The following is an 18,332-nucleotide window of genomic DNA, read 5'->3' as shown; positions in this document are numbered from 1 at the left end:
TCTTGATCCTCGCAATATGGGCAACTCTTCGATAGATTCAAAGGGTAAGGAAATTCATGAAGTTGCTCATTGACGAGTAAATGAATGTTAGAAGGAAGTCTCTTATGAAAAGAACAAGAAAAGCCCAATTGCAACGTGCGCGAATTCAATACTGGAAAGACACTGCAAAAGATGTGGCTAAAAAGTGGTAAAAAATAAAACTCCTGATATTCAGGAGTTTTTTGGTTTTAGGGCTTTGTAATACATAAACTCAACGTTTAATCATTGTTTTTATATAGAATGATTATTCTTTTTACTCTTCAGATAACAACGTATTTATTTTATTTAAGCAGTTGTTAATATGAGGTGTTAATCGATCTTCTTCAATCGCAGTTCTTGAACCATACAATGTTAGTGGTTCGATATAATTAATCCCAGTATCTTGAGCCATTTTTTCAATTGGCATTAATAATGTTTTCATTATAGAGCCTTGATTATCGTCAGACTGATAAGTTGATTCTGGGCTACCAGTGCTCGTCATACATAATAATGTTTTACCGTGAAGCTTATTCCCTTTAGTGCCATAAGCAAATCCATATTCTAAAACACGATCTTGCCATTCTTTTAATAGAGAAGGTGTTGAGTACCAATAGATTGGAAAAACAAAAATAATAATATCGTGACAAAGCAGTAATTTTTTCTCTTGCTCAACATCAATCTGGAAATCTGGATAAGCTTGGTACAAGTTATGTATTGTGGTTTGATCATGCTTAGACAACGCCTCTACTAGCGTGCGGTTAATTGTAGAGCTTTCAATTAAATGGTGTGCGAGTAAGACTAAAATACGCTTCATAATGTTCTCAATTATCAGGTAAAAAAATAGCTATACTCAGTACAATGCTCAACGGTTTATTTTGAGTTGATATGAATATAGCTAGAGTTGATTATTTATTATTCTTGATTAGTGCGTCATTTGAGTCGCTAAAGCGAAACGATTCCAAGCATTAATCATGATTACCTGCATCATTGCTTGCGCTAGTTGTTCCTCTCCTAGTAGATCTAATGCTTCTTGATAGCTTTTATCTGAAACACCGTCATTTGCAATTAAGGTCATTTCATCTGTTAGTGCTAAAATTGCACGTTCTGTCGCGTTAAATAGTGGCGATTCTTTCCATGCAGCAAGAGCGAATAACTTTTGTGATTCAATTCCTGCTTTTTCAGCTTCAGGTACATGCATTTGAATACAATATGCACACTGGTTAATCATGGAAGCACGGATCTTAATTAATTCTTTTAATTCAGCAGATAAATTCACACTTGATAGGTAGGATTCAATAGAAAGCATAGCACTCAAAGCTGTTGGTTGGATTTTTGCAATATCAATACGTGTAGTCATAATTAAGTCTCTTTATATTGTTTGTTAGCGCTTTATTGCGATGGAGGTATTGTGCATAATTCGATTAAAAGAGAGAATGGCCATTAAAACTGAAGTAGTTTTGCGTAAAATGCAAAGGTGATAATGTGTTAGATTTAATCCGAATATTTGATCAAGTGGTAGAATCAGGCAGTTTTTCTAAGGCCGGTCATGCATTGCATATGGCACCATCATCGGTTGCGAGAAATATTGATAATCTTGAAGAGAAGATACAGACGACTTTATTTAAAAGAAGTACACGACAGTTAATTTTGACTGAAGAAGGACTTTATTTTCATCAAAAGTCGATTCAATTATTGCAGGATAGCGATAAATTATTGAGCGAAATGAAGGGGAGTAATGAAGAGCCTGAAGGTATGTTACGTATCTCAGTTTTTGAAAGCTTCGGTAACTTGGTTTTAGCGTCTTTTATCCCGGAATTTTTAGCGCTATATCCGAAAGTACAAATAGAGTTAGAACTTGATAACAAAGTTGTTGATTTGAATAGTGAGAATATAGATATTGCTATACGAATTGGTACCCCTCAAGATAGTCGATTAAAAGCTCGTAAACTCATGGTCAACTATACTTCTTTAGTGGCTTCTCCTACTTATCTCGATAAATATCATAGTATTAATAAGCCAGATGATTTACATGATCATAATTGCTTATTGATTAGTCATGAACGACAACGTAATCATTGGTTTTTTAAAAAAGGAAATATTCAGAAAAAAGTTTCTGTTTCAGGTAATTTAATCTCTAAAGGTGGTTCTCCATTATTGAATGCTGCCTTATCAGGTACTGGCGTGTTATTGCTTTCTGATTGGATGGTTATTCCCTATATTGAGAATGGTGCTTTGGTTAAGATTTTGCCTGAATGGACAATAACACATGGAGAGCAAGGGAGCGGTGAGATTTTTGCTATCTATAAAGGCTCGCAATATCCTAAGCCGCACGTACGAGCCTTTTTAGATTTTATGGTCGATAAATTAGTTAAATAATTTATTAATTTAAAGCTAAAGCGTTTTTGATCTTTTCGATTAACGTTTGATACCGTTTTGGTAAGTCTCTGTTTCGTTTGTGAACTAAAAACAGACGCTCCATAACCAATTGAGTTGGTTCGTGAATATACAGTTCTTGTTTATCGGGAAAGGCATCGATGGCACTTTGTGGTAATACAGTAAAACCAATACCTTGAGCAACAGGCAATAAAATTTGGCTTAATTGATTGATGTAACTGGCCACAGGAAACTCATTTGCATTACCATTTTCTAATCCGTGATCCTTACAATTATCAAAATACAGTGATAAATAGTGCTCTGCATCCGGATGTTTGATTAACCCGCATTGCATTAAGGTTTCAATAGTGATGGCTGTGTTTTGATAATGTTTTGGTAATACTAGGCAAAGAGGCTCTTCAGTTAGTTTTTCACTACTAAATAAACTTGGTGTTGGGTTATGAGTAACAATGCCAATATCAATTGACCCACGTTGAATATCATCCAATATTTTATGGTTTGGTGCAGCCTCTAGAGAGGTAGTCAGGTTTGGATGTGTTTTTTGTAAATTGATGCATTCAGGATAAAGAGATAGCGCTAATGCACCTGAGCAAGATAACTTACAAAGTCCTTTGTATGGGTCATCAAAACTTAATGCTTCAATGAGTTGAGCCTCATTTTGCTTTTGTTTATTCGCATATTCATAAACAAGGCGGCCTTGTTCAGTAAGCTCGACACTTTTTCCTTCACGCTTTAATAAGTTATAGCCACAAGCTTGTTCTAATTTTTTTATATGTTGACTGACGCCAGGTTGTGTCATAAAAAGCTTTTCTGCAGTTTGAGTAAAATGCCCGACATTAACCAAAGTGCAAAAGGTATTGAGCCATAAAGGGTTAAGCATAAATCACCATGTCATTACCGTATTGTTGATCATCAATATAACAAAATATTATGATGATAAACATAACCGATAAATTTATGTTTTTATCCGAGTAATGTATTTACATAAATATGATATTAAAAAAGTTGTAATGAGGAATTTAAAGTGGATTGTCCTAGTTGTGAAGAGCATATTGGTTGGGATTGGGTTGAAGATGAAGAGATTGAACCGAATGAAGTGTTTGAATGCCCTGAGTGTGAAGAGTCACTGCGTTATTTCATTGATGAAGGTACTTATTTAGGTCCTCAACATAAAACAGTTGAAGTGGTGAGCTAACTCACCACTTTTATTATATTGTTGTTAGTTTACGATAGTTTAAATGTCGCCACTTTTTCACTTAATTCAATGGCTTGTTCTTTAAGATCATGTGATTGAGTTAAACTGTTTTCAGAATCAATTACTAACTGGTCAGTAACGTCTTTGATTGATGTTACGTTTTGAGTTATTTCACCAGTAACGTGAGTTTGTTCTTCTGCAGCCGTTGCAATTTGAGTTGCCATATCACTGATTAGCGTGACTGAAGTACTGATTTCTTCAAGTGCTAATGCTGCGCGATCTGCATCTTCAACTGAATTACCAGCTAACGAAGAACTGCTTTGCATTAGGTTTACTGCTCGGCTAGTGGTTTGTTGTAGAATATCAATGGTCGATTTTATCTCTTCTGTTGAAGTATGTGTACGTTGTGATAGTACTCGAACTTCATCAGCCACAACTGCAAATCCACGTCCTTGCTCTCCGGCACGAGCAGCTTCGATTGCCGCATTTAGTGCCAACAGGTTAGTTTGTTCCGCAATGCCTTGTATGGTTGCTAAAACGGTATTTATCTCTTGGGAATGCTGTTGTAATTCACTAATTACGTTACTTGCTTCAGCCACTTCATTGGCAAGATTATTAATTGATGCTTTGGTTTCAACAACTAATGAATGACCTTTTTCAGTGCTTGTTGATGAGTTTTGAGCAGCTTCAGCAGTTTGTTCTGCATGTGATGCGATTTCACGAGTTGCAGAGGCCATTTCGGTTACAGCAGTTGCAACCATTGTGATTTCTTGTTGCTGTAGATTAAGTTCTTTTACTGAGTTGTTTGCACGGTTAGTGCTTTGCTCTGAACCATCAGTAAGCTGTTGTGATTGATGACGTATATGCTGAATAAGCTGTTGTAAACTCTCTACAAATGTATTGAAGTTATTTGCTAGTTTTCCAACTTCATCGTTGTTTTCAACATGAATTCTTTGGGTTAAATCACCGCTACCATTAGCGATTTGAGCGAGGGCTTGAGAGACATTATTTAATGGACGGAATAGTATCGTACAAAGTAAATTGAAAAGTACGGCACAGATAAGAACAACAAAAACCGTCACTAATATTTGACCTGAAATCGCATCAAATAATGGCGCAACTAATGAGTCATAATTAATAACACTAACGGTAATTAGGCTTGTTCCATCAATTCTTTTTGCATAAATAATGAATTTTTCATCATTAATTTCAATGGTAATATCTCGGTTGGTATTTGCTGCTTGCTCAATTGTTGCGAAGGTTAGCCCGACTTCTGATACCGATTTATTTAGAAGACTGGTATCTGGGTGAGTAAAAATATTACCTTTATCATTAGCGATAAACATGAAACCATCACCTGGGAAAATAACTTTTTCCATGCTGTTTAAAATATCGGTAATCTCTACGTCAGCACCTAATACTACTTGTTGCCCATGTAAATTTAGCGCTTTACCTAAAGATACAACATTTGCGCCTGTTGCAGCCGCAACGGTTGGGTTATCCATAAAGACTTTGGAAGGTGCGGCAACAGCGTTTGTGTACCACCCCCATTTTCTTGGGTCATCATTACCTGGAGGTAATATGACACCGTTGGCGTTTACTTGAGAACCATCTGGGTAGGCGAGGAAGATATTATCAAATTTACCAGAGTCACGAATTTGTTTTAGATGGACAACGATAGCATCGTTCTTGGCTTCGACAGGTAATGAGGTTAAGGAGCGTTCTTTAGAGATAATCCAGTCTGTTACGTATTGATTATATGAGGCAGTGGTACTTTCTAATCGCTGTTCAACTTCTGTATCTAAGCGATCTAATGAGGCTTTGAAAGAAAGGGCTTCAACCAATACTCCCCCGAGTATAATTGCAGCACTTGCGGATATAGCGAGCTTGTTTTTAAGCGATAAATTTTTAAACATAATCGATCTTCATCTTTTAATTTGTGAATAGTTTGTGCTTTGTCTTAATAATTTTAAGCTTTAAAATAAATGATGACATAAAAAATCCATTGAAGATAATAATGATTTTAAAATAACTATTGGCTTTCTTTATTGATGTTTTTGTTAATAAAAGTTAATTGAAAATGATAAAGTGTCTTTTGTTGTCAGAGATTTTGTAATTAGGAATAAAAAGTGAATTCATCATATAAATATACTGTAGCGGGTTGTTCTGCCATTTTACTTTGGAGCTTAATTGTTGGGCTTATCCGTAACGTGACCGAGCAATTAGGCCCGATTGGTGGGGCCGCTATGATTTATAGCGTGGGTTCGTTGTTTTTAATCTTTACCGTAGGTTTGCCTAAATTAAAATTGTTTTCACCTCGTTATTTGCTCATTGGTGGTGGCTTATTTGTTTGCTATGAAATGTGCTTATCTCTAGCTTTAGGTATGGCAAATAGCCGTAACCAAGCGGTTGAGATGAGTATTATCAATTATTTATGGCCATCGCTAACGGTGTTGTTTGCTGTTCTTGCGAGTAAAAAACCAGTAAGCAAAGTCATTTATCCTGCTATTTTACTGTCTTTCTTTGGTGTCGCGTGGACATTAAGTGGCGATCAGGGCTTATCTATATCTCAATTAATGAGCAATGCGGCAAGTAATCCTGTTAGTTATTCTTTGGCATTTACTGGCGCATTTCTTTGGGCAATTTATTGCAATATTACGAAAAAATTAGCAAATGGTAAGAATGCGATTACTTGGTTTTTTATTGCAACCGCACTTTCATTATGGTGCAAATACGCGATAAGTGATGAAGGCTCGATTGTGATGACCAGTGAAGCTGCAATCGATTTATTGCTGGCTGGTATTGTAATGGGAAGTGGGTATGCCTTGTGGAATATAGGTATTATTGGTGGCAACATGGTGTTGCTTGCTACTTTCTCATATTTTACTCCTATTTTTTCAACTTTCTTTTCCGCTTGGATTTTAGACATTGAGTTAACAATTCAATTTTGGCAAGGGGTTATAATGGTGACAGTTGCATCATTGATTTGTTGGTGGTTTACGAGAGAAAAAAGCTAACTTTAGCTGAGTAATACACTATACATATAAGTAATACAGACTCGAATCTAATTTGAGTTATCCCTTTTAAGTAACAAGGAATGTTTATGAAACTTGATCATAATTTCTCTAACCAAGCGATTGATGCATTTATTAAAATTAGTGCTCTGTCTGTGCTTGTTTTATGGTGCTTTTCTATTTTAAAACCATTTCTTTTATTAATGGTATGGGGAGGGATTATTGCAACGGCCTTGTATCCAATTGTTGCCTTCTTTAGTAAAAAAACAGCACTAAGCGAAAGTAAAGTGAGTATCATTTTAACGGTTATTGGGGTGTTGTTATTACTGATCCCACTTATCGCGCTTTCTACTGGTATTTATACAAGTGGTACTGAGCTCTTTTTAGGCTATCAAGATGGCAGTATCGCTATACCTAAACCAAAAGAACGCATGCAAGACTGGCCTATTATTGGTCATGAAGCTTATTCATTTATGTCTCTAGCATCATCAAATTTAGAGAGTTTATTATTTAAATACAGTGCAGAAGTGAAAGTGGTGGCAGCAAAAGCGGCGTCACTCGTTGGTTCACTTGGCGGTGGTTTTATTCAGTTTATTGTATCTACAATTATTGCTGGCGTATTTATGGCCAATGCGGCTAAATGTGAACGTGCCTTTATTTTAATTACTAATCGATTAACCGGTAAACATGGCGAAGAGTTAATTAAGCTCTCTAAAGTGACCATAAGAAGTGTTGTTCAAGGTGTGATTGGTGTCGCGGTAATACAAGCTACAATGGCGGGCTTAGGAATGGCTGCTGTTGGCATTTCTGCGTCAGTTCTTGGGCTATGGGTATTTCTTGTTCTTGTGTTTGCCATTATCCAGCTTCCACCGATTTTGATTCTTCTGCCTATCATTTTTTATGTCTTTAGTGTTGATACCACGACTACTGGCGTATTGTTTGCTGTCTGGTGTGTCTTGGTAAGCAGCAGTGATGCAATTTTGAAACCGATATTATTAAGTCGTGGCTCTCATATTCCTATTATTGTGATTTTGCTAGGGGCATTAGGGGGAATGGCTATGTCTGGGATTGTGGGTTTATTTGTTGGTGCCGTTGTATTGAGTCTTACCTACCAGATGTTTACTGTATGGCTTAAGAATGAAGCTGAAGAAACTCAAAATGCAAAAGATAATCGATAGGGTTGATTATAAGAACTCAATGTAGAATGAGTTTAATTAGACTTGAATGATTTTTATCATATAGAGAACGATTACTTCTTGATATAGTCATAACTAATGGATGGATTTGAAGGAGTAGCTAATGGCTCACATTGTTGTGTTACATGGTTTGTATATGCATGGTCTTGTGATGAAACCGTTGGCTTCTCGGTTAAGACGTAAAGGTCATAGCATCCAAGTGATCAGCTATAACTCAGTGCGAATTAACGAGGCGTTGCTTTTCAAACGGATCCGTAATTGTTTATCTGAAACTGAAAAAAATGTCATTGTAGGACACAGTTTAGGTGGCATTCTCGCTGTTCATTTTGTCAATTCACATAATGATAAAAACACCCCTGTTGACTCTATTGTTACTATTGGTTCTCCACTTCAAGGTTCTTCGATTGCTAAAGAAATACAAAGTAGAAAACTTGGTTTTATTTTAGGTAATTCAAAAGAACAAGGCCTTGTTGATGTAAACCAATTAACCGTAGATTGCCCGATAGGATCGATTGCTGGGACTATGTCTATTGGTATTCGTTCTTCGATTATTCGCGATAAAGTGCCTTCTGATGGTACAGTTACAGTAGAAGAAACGCTATTGCCTGAACTTAAAGATCATCTGTGTCTAAATTATTCACATACCAGTTTAATATATGCGAAACAAACCGTTGAGCAAATTGATCACTTTATTCATAATCATGAATTTAAGAGAGTGATCGAAGAAAGAGAAAGCGTGGAGTGTTAGCAGATAATCCGTTATCTGCAATTTGAAAGGTTTAATCGATATCTTGATCTTCAAGTTGTCGTTCTTTACGTAAACGAGCTTCTTCCATTACGGCGTTGATTTCAGCCATTAAGCCATCGACATCAGCATCTCTTCCATCATCAATAAATACGCCTGTAAGCTGTGTATTTGGTGTTAATTCACCAATTTCATACAGTGCCCACATTTCTTTTGCGTATTCAGAACCAAGCAGTTCAGGGGCGTATTGACCATAATAAGTGGTCATGTTATTTACATCACGCTCAAGCATCCATTTGGCATTATTGTTTGCTGAGGCATCAACCGCTTGCGGTAAATCGATGATGACAGGACCAAGGTGATCGACTAATACATTAAATTCAGACAAATCACCATGCACAATACCTGCACACAGCATACGAGTGACGTATTGGATCATTAAGTCATGATCGCGTATCGCTTGTTCTTTGGTCAAGGTCACGTCATTTAAACGAGGTGCGACAGAGCCTTCATCATCAGTGACCAGTTCCATTAGTAATACGCCATCAAAACAACCATAGGGAGTAGGGACTCGAACACCTGCTTCTGATAGTTTGTATAACGCATCGATTTCAGCGTTTTGCCATACTTTTTCTTGCTCATCACGGCCAAATTTAGAGCCTTTTTCCATCGCACGAGCTCGGCGGCTGTTTTTTACTTTTCGACCTTCACGGTAGGCGACAGCTTGCTTAAAACTGCGCTGTTCAATCTCTTTGTATACTTTTGCACATTGAATATTATCGCCGCTACGAACAATGTAGACCGAGGCTTCTTTGCCGCTCATTAATTGGGTTAGAACTTCATCTATCAAACCATCTTCAACTAATGGCAGTAATCTATTTGGTATTTTCATTGCACCTCAAGGAGTTTAATAAACGTCGTATATACAGACGTTATTGTAAACCAAGTAATCATTTAACGCGCATTATGCCTGTATTCGGGCTGCTCACAAGTTAAGTTTTCTTGAAACACTTATTTTTGTCTTACTTCTGCCAAAATAAAATTATATGTTAAGTCATTGAGTTAATCATTGTTAGGTGAGATCTAACACAAGTTTTAGGCTTATTTTTTCTGTTATGGTTTTTGCTCTCTCTTGGATCGCTATGCTTATTTTTATAAAAGTAAACATTTGTGGCGATATTAAATAGACATAAGGCTGTAAGAAGATGGATATTTTATTATTAAGTAACGGTAAAATTGCGGGCAATAACCATGTAATGGAGTTCGCAAGTGACGCGATTATTGAACAGATTCAACGCACAAAAGCGAAGAATTTAGTTCTTATTCCTTATGCTGTTATTCGCTCAAGTCATGATGATCGTGTTGCCTTGGTACAACAAACATTTGATCATCTTGGGTTAGATTGTAAAGTAACAGGATTACATCGTTCAGAAGATCCTGTGAAGACCATTCAAGAAGCGGATGGAATTTTGGTTAGTGGTGGCAATACTTGGGTATTAAATAAAACACTGCATGATTTAGGTTTGATTGGTCCTATTCGTAAAGCGGTTCTTGATAATGGCGTTCCATATATCGGTTGGAGTGCAGGCACAAATATTGGTTGCCCAACGATTCGTACAACGAACGATATGCCTATCATCACTGGCGCTATTCTGCCTTCATTGAATTTAGTTCCATTCCAAATTAACCCTCATTATTTAGAAGCATCTGTTGAAGGCCATTTTGGTGAAACTCGTGATGAGCGTATTCAAGAGTTTTTAGAAGTGAATAAGCATGAGCCTGTCGTTGGTATTCCTGAAGGTACATGGCTGCACATTCTTGATGGTAAGTTGAGCTATCACACTGCTAATGAAAAGCCATTAAAACTATTCAGTCATGGTAAAGAACCCGTGTATTACGGCGCTGGAGATGATATTCAATTCTTAATGGAACACAGCTGTTAAATTGTTCTAAGAATACAAATTAAGGCCAAGTCTATTGATGACTTGGCCTTTTGTATTAATGACAATCAAGGATATTAATAACGGCGTCGGCGGCTTCTAATGCACCTTCTAAATAGCCACCATTTTCTTCTGCCGCTTCTGTTCCTGCAAAGTGCCAATGTAATCGACGTAACTCTTTTGCAGTTGTTGGTAGACCATAAGAAGGATGATTTCTTGGGGCTTGGTGATCTGCATGCGTTGCCGTATTAGCCTCTTGGCTCCAATCCAATAATTTAACATCAGTAGGGAAGGCGGCTTGCTCTCCAAAAATTCGAATTAATTGATCTATTGCCGCTTGTTTAATACGAGCTTCGCCTACTTTTATACGTGTTGAAGCATCGACTCCGATAAAACCGAATAAAGCACCTGAACCCTCAAATGTACTGGCATCATGAATCTCCATTAACGGACCAATATGGCTGCTTGCTGAGCCTGATAATCCATTTTCTCGCCAGAATGGAGTGTCATATATAGCAAAGAATTTTGCTTGACCTGCCATCCATGTCGGCGTTGAAGCAAAGTGTTTTTTTACATCTGTAGGCAAGCTAGGATTAAACGTAATTTGCTCAGATAAAAGACGTAAAGGCATAGCAAAAATGACATGCTTTGTTTCGATGATCTGTCTTTTGTTATTTTGAGCAACAGTGATATCTGAATAACCATTTTCTTTGTAATTTACGTGAGTAACCTTACTATCTAATTGAATGTGTTCAGAAGGAAGTAAATTAAATTGGGTCTCAACAAGAGATTGCATTCCGCCAGCAATTCTCATTGATACTGGAGACTGTTCAAATCCTGATTCGTATCTAATAGGTGCACTGTTATGTTGATTTTCTAATAAATAGGCTCCTTGAGAATATTGTGGGAAAACCGGTAATTCTAAATCATCAATAAGCTGTGTGATACGTGGGTGCATTTGTGGCCAAAACCAAGAAGGCCCCATATCCATGCTATCTAATGATAAAATTCGTCCCCCAATACGTTGACGTGATTCAATCACCTGATATTTTTACCCATTTTTTCAAGTTGATAAGCTAGGTATAAGCCGCTTAAACCAGCACCAATAATGAGATAGTCTGTTTTCATATTACTTCTCACTTATCTTGAATTTGATGTAAGTGGTGCCCTGTTTTTATCCAAACTTTACAAGTATCTTTCTCGATACTAGCGCGTAAGGAGTGTCCGATAGGTAAACGTAGCCAATCAAATTTTCGATATTCAGTATTATTATGAGTAAATTTCCCTTCAAGAACTAAGAGTTCAATTCCTCCTCGGTTTTCCTGTTCGATAGTTTGATTTGCCTGCCATTTTTCAAGACGAACACTCTCATGTTTAAAAGAATGTAGCGCTTGGTATTGCACATGTTGACGCAAAGGATCAGGAATAAAATCTTGAGTGTGAGTATCAATATGTACGGGAGTTGTATCACCTTCTTGGTATTGCCCTAGCTTAACTAAAATCATGCACCCCGCCTCTACGACTGGAGCGTGAGAAGAGCCAACAGGGTTACGCATATAAGTACCAATAGGGTAGTCACCGTGTTCATCAGCAAAAGTGCCATCTAATACAAAAAATTCTTCACCACCGGTATGAATATGAGAAGAAAAATAGCTATTGGGTTCATAGTGAACTAGGGTCGTGGCTGTTGCTATTTCGCCACCATTACGTTCTAGCATTTTGCGAGAAACTTCTTTTATTGGAGAAGGCACCCATGTGGATTGAGAGAAAATAGCATGTGCGTGTTTTGATAAATCAGTGTGTAATTTCATAATAAACCTACATGAATGTGTGACGATAAAGTTTATTGTGTGATTTTTATCTCGTACTCACAAATCAGAACTTCTATACTTCCATTAAAGTTTTTCTTTATTGAAGTGTGTTTTTAGGGACGTGTTTTATGAAATTGCACCATCTAAATGGTTTGCGAGCCTTTGAAGCTTCAGCTCGACATTTGAGTTTTTCTTTAGCGGCGAAAGAGTTAAACGTTACTCCAGCGGCGATTGGGCAGCAAGTAAAATTATTGGAAGAATGGTTAGGTATTTCTTTATTCGAAAGGAGAACATCAGGAGTCGCTCGCTTAGTATTAACTAAAGAAGCGCTGTTAGGATTACCTGAAATTACGCGTGGATTTGAGCATTTAGCACAAGGTTTAGATTTATTAAAACCAATGGATAACAGTCCTATTTTAACTGTAGCGGTAAGTCCTGCATTTGCGGCTAAATGGCTATTGATGAGAATAGATGATTTCCAAACCTCATACCCTGAATGGGATTTAAGGTTAGATACAAATATTAGAACTGTGGATTACCTTACAGAAAGCATTGATGTTGGGATTCGTTATGGAAAAGGTCAGTGGGAAGGATTAGAAGCATCGCTATTAATGACTGAGTCCGTTTTTCCGGTGTGTTCTCCTGAATTACTAAATAGAGGTATTGAAGGTATCGAGTCGATTGCTCAATTTCCTTTATTGCATGATATCTCTCTGCCTAAAGAAAGCGGTTTTCCTTCTTGGAAGGCGTGGTTTGAACAGAATGGTATTTTTGATGTAAATACAGAAAAAGGACTAAAAATAAATAACTCTGCTTCTGTTATTCAAGCTGCAATTAATGGACAAGGAATCGCTTTGGGGAGAAGTGTATTAGTCAAAGATGATTTAGATTGCGGACGATTAGTACAGTTGTTCCCTGATCTTGAATCGACCACAGAGTTAGCCTATTACGTTGTGTGGAAAAAAAAGGGGATTGTGAGTGATAAAATCAGCGTATTTAAAGAATGGTTACATCAGCAAATAGAATGAATTGATAATTTAATAATATGTAATTGAGTATATTATTTTGTTTTCGTATGCATTTGTTTGGTTTTATTATTAATTGCTTTTTTTATGGTCGTTTAGCCGCTTTGTGTATGATCTATCTCCCATCATGTCATTAACGCATTGAGAGGTAGAGGAAAGATAAGTAATAATGTTGTTATTACCTTATTTCTTCTTTTGTTATCAATCTATTGGTAGCGGTTAATTATGTGAAAAGTATTATGCCTATAAGAAAACCGATAACCTTCATTTTAATTCCAATAACGACTGGTTTATTTTCTTCCTGGGTATTGGCTGATACTGCTGTTACGCCATTAAAAACTTACGCTCAGTCTCCACTACAATCCAATAGCCTAACGACAGAGCTTCGTTCTGCTTTTGCAATGAAAGACGATTCTGTAGAGCTGTTTGCTACTGGTACCATTTCTAGTGTTTGGGCTCATTCAGAAAGCTTCAGCATGGATTACTATCAAAACCAAGTAGTCACTGGAGCACAATGGCAAATAACCCCTAAGTTTAAGGCTGAGTTAAAGTATCAATATAACTACGCAGGTAACAATAGGCTGGATTCTTTTGTTTATGGTTTCCATGACTTTTTTGGCATTGGTCAAAATGGAAGAGATAAAGTTGAAGATGATCAATTTTCTATCTCGGTGCCTAAGTATGGGGTGGATATTCAAGATTTTGAAAACGAGATATTATCAAGTGCACTTCATAGCTATTTAGAATATCAATTGTTTGCCAATGAACATAATGCAGTGAGTTTAGGTGCTAGTTTATATTTTAATAAAGTGAATAGTGGTCATTTTAAAAGAGAGGCTTTTGAGCAAGGATTACAGGCAAACTACAGCTTTAGCTATGAAAAACACGCTATTTTTTCTACACTTGGAGTCACTTTTCATGACGGTGGCGTGATAAGTGAATTGCCATACAAAGATAATACTGTTTCTTTTGCTATTGGTTATGGCTACGCCATTACGCCATCGCATCATATTGTTACTTCTTATCATAATTATGAAGGGACTGTTGATGATAGTGACGATTTTTCAGAGTCCTCTCATGAATATGTTTTAGGCTATCGTTATTTATTGGAGAAGGCTGCGTTTGAGTTTTCTGTTATTGAAAATGCAATAAATATGGATAACTCGACTGATATCGCGTTCACTTTCGGTGTTCGCTACACATTATAATAGATAAAAAAATTCCAGAGAATTTAAGGGGAAACTCTCTGGAAAAACGTGATATTAACTAAAACAATAGTAGATACATTGTACCAACACCAATCGTCGTAATTGAGCATCACATTAACGATGTTGGTATTACTATATATAGGATATTGTTTTTCATTTTCCAAAAAATTATTAATTTATCCTTAGTTAAAATTAGATTAGATTAAATGATGACAAAATAAATATACCTAGAGTGCAAGTGAACAATGAGACTACGGTTGTTTGAGCGATAATGTTTGCTGCTAATATTGCATTTCCCCCCATGGCTCTTGCCATTACATAACTTGCAGCTGCTGTTGGCGCGGCACTCATGAAGAAAATAAGTCCTAGTTCTAATCCTCTAAATCCTATGAGGATCCCTCCTAACGTAATGAATAATGGACTTAAGATAAGTTTATAGCTTGTAGCAAACCACGTAGCAGCACTCTCTTCTTTCATTGAATGTAAATTAAGTGACCCTCCTGCGCATAATAAAGCCAAAGGAAGTGTCATATTGGCAAAGTATTGTCCGGCTTGTGAAAGCATATCCGGTACAGGAATAGAGAGAAGAGAACAAATAACACCTAATATAATAGAAATAATTAATGGGTTTTTAGTTAATGTTTTTATTATGATCCCAATCGCTTGTTTTTTATTATGTTCATTCTTAGGTGTAAGGGCTATAACGGCCTGAATATTATATAAAATAGTTGTTGAAGCAACATAGATAGCAGCCAATGCAACACCAGTGTTCCCATAAGCATTAGCCACATAAGCTAAAGCAATGATCGCAGTGTTAGCGCGAAATCCACCCTGAATAATAACGCCGTGATTTTGCTTGTCTTTAAAAGCAAATCGAGTGGAAAAAATAGTGAAAAGAAAGAAAACGAAGTTAGCAATAAGCCCGTAAAGGATTAAGTGACTGCTTGAGGAAAAGTCATGTTTGGCGTTTACAATACTTAAAAAAAGCATGGCAGGTAAGGTCACTTGAAAGACTAACTTTGATGCGATTTCAATAAAGTTATCATTAATCAGATGGATGCGTTTAAGTAGGACACCTAATAGCAACATGACACAAATAGGGCCTGTTATTGAAGCTGAAAATAATAACTGTGTAATGAGGTTATCCATAATGACTTCTTTATGAGTTTGAATACAAGGGTTCAGTTTACACAAAGACGGCATGATGAGTGATGCATCAGTCGATTTTTTTGATTAGGATTCAACAAAAAACCTCTATAAAAAAGAGGCTTTTTGTTTTAGAAAGTGAGTGACTTTTACGATTACTAACTTTTAGCAATGCCTTCAAGTTGTAGTACTGGAGCTGCATCGATATCTTCAGCATTCATCATCGCGGATACACGTTGTACTGATGATAAAAGAAGACTCTGCTCCCACGCTTCTAGATTATGAAACTTATTCACAAAGCTATCTTGTAAAGGAAGAGGAGCGTTATCGAGTAACTCTTTTCCTTTATCAGTTAAATGAGCATGAACTTTACGTCGATCCGATTCGCTACGAATACGTTGAACATAGCCGTTAAGTTCTAAACGATCAATGATGGTTGTTGTTGTCGCTTGGCTTACATTTGTATGTTTTGATAACTCTTTAATTGTCACATTATCCATTTCTTGAATCGCGCGCATAAGAATCAATTGAGGGCCTGTTAACCCATATTCTTTGCTTAACTTTTTCGAGTGTAAATCGATAGCTCGAATAATTTGGCGTATAGCGACCAGAACTTCTTCATGTTTTTCCAAGTGACAGACCTTCTGTATGAGTGCGAGATTGAATGGTTATTTTCGCATTGTACTGATGTTCGTACTATTCTCAATCTTTTCTATGTAATTAGCTGGTTAATGAGTTATTCCAATAACTATTTGTCGTGATACGGTATTGTTTGGGCTGATTCTCTACTTTGCAATTGATTAAAACCATACCTTTATGTAACTTAATTGTTAATTCAAATTAAATTGTACTTGCTCACAGGGGTAGTGAGGCAGTGTTGTTATTAAAAGGATAGATATGGAACCGTCTTGTACACAAAATGGCATGAAGCCAAAATTAAAAATAAGTGATCTTTCTCGGTCGTTAGGCCCAGGCATTATGATGGCCGCTGCGGCTGTTGGTGGTTCTCATTTGGTTGCATCAACCAAGGCTGGAGCAATCTATGGGTGGGAAATGTTACTGCTAATTCTTGCGGTTAATTTATTAAAATATCCATTCTTTAGAGCTGGGGTTCAATATACCCTTGGTACTGGAGACAGTATTATTCAAGGTTACCATAAATTGGGCCGAGGTTATTTATGGGTATTTTTAGTATTAAGTGCGATTTCAGCTGTCGTTAATACCGCTGCTTTATTGTTATTTAGTGCAAGTTTGTTAGGTTATTTCTTACCTTTTGATCTATCTTTAAATGTATTGTCTGGCATTGTTCTAATTACTTGTATAACAATATTGTTTGCAGGACATTTTAAAGCCTTAGATAAACTGTCTAAATTAATTATGGTCACATTAACGATTGCGACAACGATAGCCTTAGGTGTTGCGTTTTCTAATGGTGCTGTTGCTCCTACTGATTATCAAGGTCCTTCGGTTTGGTCAATTGCGTCTATCGGATTTTTGGTTATTACGATGGGCTGGATGCCAGCACCTATCGAAATTTCAAGTATTACATCAATGTGGCTAAAGCGTCAGTGTCAAACTCAAAAAGTAACATCACAATCAGCCTTGTTTGATTTTAATGTTGGTTATATTGGAACCGCGATCCTTGCTGTGCTTTTTTTATCTTTAGGGGCTTTGGTGTTATATGGTTCGGGAATTGAATTTAAAGCATCAGGTATCGGTTTTTCCCATCAGTTAGTGGGAATTTATGCTGCAACAATCGGTGAGTGGTCACGGTATTTGATAGCAGTTATTGCTTTTTTCTGTATTTTTGGAAGTACCATTACAGTGATTGATGGCTATTCAAGAGCGGTATCGGAAGCTCAATTATTGCTACAGCGCAAACCATTAAATCAGCCAAAACATTATAACTCTTGGGTTATGATTGTTTCTGTATTGGCGATCACCATTGTCACTTTGTTTATTTCCTCTTTAATGAGTATGTTAGATTTTGCAATGATCATGGCGTTTATTACAACACCGATTTTTGCTGCTCTGAATTATATTCTAGTAACAAAAACGGAGTTGCCAGATGAACTAAAAATGGGACCAAAATTAAAAGCGTTATCCATTGTTGGTTTGGTTTATTTATTTGGATTTTTAGCTATTTTTGTTTGGTGGAAATGGCTGATGTAATGCCTATTAAATTAATTTAAAGCCTCTGTAATAGAGGCTTTTTATTTGTATATCATGACATGCATTTTGAAATTAAGGTTCATTTGCCCATTCTCCTTTATCTAATTCTGCTTTAACTGATTTAGCCGCATCTCGAGAAGCGTGCCCAATAGCAGTGGTAACATCACGTGTAGTATGTCCGATGGTTCTGCCTGCATCTTTTAGCTCAGCGCAACCGCTTGTTATAAATAATGCACTCAAAAATAAATATAATAGAGTTTGCTTTAACATGATTTTCCTTGATATCTACGTTAGATGAATCAATACAGACTGAAATAAAGGCTAAGCTTTATATCAGATAACTCTTAAAGAAAGAATTATCATCATAATGAATGTTTTTATTCTGGGATGAGTCCCCAGATTTTGATTTGAAAATACGCAATAAAATCGTCATGTCCTTTCAATATTTCTGTCACAAAGCACCTTTAG

18 protein-coding genes and 1 pseudogene are annotated in these 18,332 nt (G+C 36.6%); 9 read left to right on the top strand and 10 right to left on the bottom strand.

The features are described from left to right. Window positions 1–292: 292 nt before the first annotated feature. Both GNP81_RS15320 and GNP81_RS15315 read right to left on the bottom strand, forming a co-directional pair. Window positions 293–832: an NAD(P)H-dependent oxidoreductase gene (locus GNP81_RS15320; RefSeq protein WP_155669611.1), complete on the bottom strand. Its 540-nt coding sequence runs from the start codon at window positions 830–832 to the stop codon at window positions 293–295. Between the two features lie 108 nt (window positions 833–940). Further along, window positions 941–1,375 (bottom strand): carboxymuconolactone decarboxylase family protein, encoded by a 435-nt coding sequence (locus GNP81_RS15315; protein WP_155669613.1) that lies wholly within the window; start codon window positions 1,373–1,375, stop codon window positions 941–943. A gap of 125 nt (window positions 1,376–1,500) precedes the next feature. Here GNP81_RS15315 and GNP81_RS15310 point away from each other — a divergent pair, with 125 nt between their 5' ends. Further along, window positions 1,501–2,394, top strand: coding sequence for a LysR family transcriptional regulator (locus GNP81_RS15310; RefSeq protein ID WP_336495478.1), 894 nt, complete (start codon window positions 1,501–1,503; stop codon window positions 2,392–2,394). 4 nt (window positions 2,395–2,398) lie between these two features. On the opposite strand, the gene GNP81_RS15305 is transcribed toward GNP81_RS15310, so the two are convergent. After that, entirely contained in the window at window positions 2,399–3,292 is an 894-nt protein-coding gene (locus GNP81_RS15305; protein ID WP_155669615.1) for a LysR family transcriptional regulator, read from the bottom strand. 144 nt (window positions 3,293–3,436) lie between these two features. On the opposite strand from GNP81_RS15305, the gene GNP81_RS15300 reads away from it, so the two are divergent. Beyond that, window positions 3,437–3,607 carry a hypothetical protein gene (locus tag GNP81_RS15300; protein WP_005423765.1) on the top strand — a complete coding sequence of 57 codons (171 nt, stop codon included), beginning with the start codon at window positions 3,437–3,439 and terminating at the stop codon, window positions 3,605–3,607. A 29-nt stretch (window positions 3,608–3,636) separates the two neighbouring features. On the opposite strand, the gene GNP81_RS15295 is transcribed toward GNP81_RS15300, so the two are convergent. After that, window positions 3,637–5,523, bottom strand: a complete 1,887-nt coding sequence (locus GNP81_RS15295) for a methyl-accepting chemotaxis protein (protein WP_155669617.1) — start codon at window positions 5,521–5,523, stop codon at window positions 3,637–3,639. Window positions 5,524–5,736: 213 nt separating this feature from the next. Between GNP81_RS15295 and yddG the strand changes: the two genes are divergently transcribed. The 3 genes from yddG to GNP81_RS15280 all read left to right on the top strand — a co-directional run bounded on the left by yddG (window position 5,737) and on the right by GNP81_RS15280 (window position 8,565). Then, window positions 5,737–6,624, top strand: a complete 888-nt coding sequence (gene yddG / locus GNP81_RS15290; RefSeq protein WP_336495479.1) for an aromatic amino acid DMT transporter YddG — start codon at window positions 5,737–5,739, stop codon at window positions 6,622–6,624. 86 nt (window positions 6,625–6,710) lie between these two features. Beyond that, window positions 6,711–7,799 carry an AI-2E family transporter gene (locus GNP81_RS15285; RefSeq protein ID WP_155669619.1) on the top strand — a complete coding sequence of 363 codons (1,089 nt, stop codon included), beginning with the start codon at window positions 6,711–6,713 and terminating at the stop codon, window positions 7,797–7,799. Between the two features lie 121 nt (window positions 7,800–7,920). Then, window positions 7,921–8,565, top strand: coding sequence for a lipase family alpha/beta hydrolase (locus GNP81_RS15280; RefSeq protein ID WP_155673949.1), 645 nt, complete (start codon window positions 7,921–7,923; stop codon window positions 8,563–8,565). A 31-nt stretch (window positions 8,566–8,596) separates the two neighbouring features. Here the strand turns inward: GNP81_RS15280 and GNP81_RS15275 are convergent, their stop codons facing one another. Continuing rightward, window positions 8,597–9,454: a PA4780 family RIO1-like protein kinase gene (locus tag GNP81_RS15275; RefSeq protein ID WP_155669623.1), complete on the bottom strand. Its 858-nt coding sequence runs from the start codon at window positions 9,452–9,454 to the stop codon at window positions 8,597–8,599. A gap of 313 nt (window positions 9,455–9,767) precedes the next feature. On the opposite strand from GNP81_RS15275, the gene pepE reads away from it, so the two are divergent. Next, a complete protein-coding gene (gene pepE / locus GNP81_RS15270) occupies window positions 9,768–10,505 on the top strand; it encodes a dipeptidase PepE (RefSeq protein WP_155673948.1) in 738 nt (245 codons plus the stop codon). A gap of 55 nt (window positions 10,506–10,560) precedes the next feature. Here the strand turns inward: pepE and GNP81_RS15265 are convergent. Beyond that, window positions 10,561–11,630 (bottom strand): annotated as a pseudogene (locus tag GNP81_RS15265) (flavin monoamine oxidase family protein). A gap of 8 nt (window positions 11,631–11,638) precedes the next feature. Further along, window positions 11,639–12,313, bottom strand: a complete 675-nt coding sequence (locus GNP81_RS15260; protein WP_155673947.1) for a cupin domain-containing protein — start codon at window positions 12,311–12,313, stop codon at window positions 11,639–11,641. A gap of 128 nt (window positions 12,314–12,441) precedes the next feature. On the opposite strand from GNP81_RS15260, the gene gcvA reads away from it, so the two are divergent. Then, on the top strand, window positions 12,442–13,341 hold the full coding sequence (gcvA, locus tag GNP81_RS15255) for a transcriptional regulator GcvA (RefSeq protein ID WP_155673946.1): 900 nt from the start codon (window positions 12,442–12,444) through the stop codon (window positions 13,339–13,341). 236 nt (window positions 13,342–13,577) lie between these two features. Further along, complete coding sequence (locus GNP81_RS15250) at window positions 13,578–14,546, top strand: DUF3187 family protein (protein WP_155669634.1); 969 nt, start codon at window positions 13,578–13,580, stop codon at window positions 14,544–14,546. A 192-nt stretch (window positions 14,547–14,738) separates the two neighbouring features. On the opposite strand, the gene GNP81_RS15245 is transcribed toward GNP81_RS15250, so the two are convergent. Beyond that, window positions 14,739–15,695: an AEC family transporter gene (locus GNP81_RS15245; protein WP_196587371.1), complete on the bottom strand. Its 957-nt coding sequence runs from the start codon at window positions 15,693–15,695 to the stop codon at window positions 14,739–14,741. Window positions 15,696–15,850: 155 nt separating this feature from the next. After that, window positions 15,851–16,324, bottom strand: coding sequence for a MarR family winged helix-turn-helix transcriptional regulator (locus tag GNP81_RS15240; protein ID WP_005423733.1), 474 nt, complete (start codon window positions 16,322–16,324; stop codon window positions 15,851–15,853). Window positions 16,325–16,589: 265 nt separating this feature from the next. Between GNP81_RS15240 and GNP81_RS15235 the strand changes: the two genes are divergently transcribed. Continuing rightward, the gene (locus GNP81_RS15235; RefSeq protein WP_155669642.1) at window positions 16,590–17,864 is read left to right on the top strand and encodes an NRAMP family divalent metal transporter; all 1,275 of its coding nucleotides are present in this window, start codon (window positions 16,590–16,592) and stop codon (window positions 17,862–17,864) included. Between the two features lie 72 nt (window positions 17,865–17,936). Here GNP81_RS15235 and GNP81_RS15230 read toward each other — a convergent pair whose 3' ends face one another. Continuing rightward, window positions 17,937–18,134, bottom strand: a complete 198-nt coding sequence (locus GNP81_RS15230; protein WP_155669643.1) for a hypothetical protein — start codon at window positions 18,132–18,134, stop codon at window positions 17,937–17,939. Window positions 18,135–18,332: the final 198 nt, after the last annotated feature.

Source organism: Aliivibrio fischeri, from assembly GCF_009727955.1.
GTDB classification, from domain to species: Bacteria; Pseudomonadota; Gammaproteobacteria; order Enterobacterales; family Vibrionaceae; genus Aliivibrio; species Aliivibrio fischeri_A.
The sequence above is the reverse complement of the archived record's forward strand: the minus strand, read 5'-3'. Positions and strand labels throughout refer to the sequence as shown.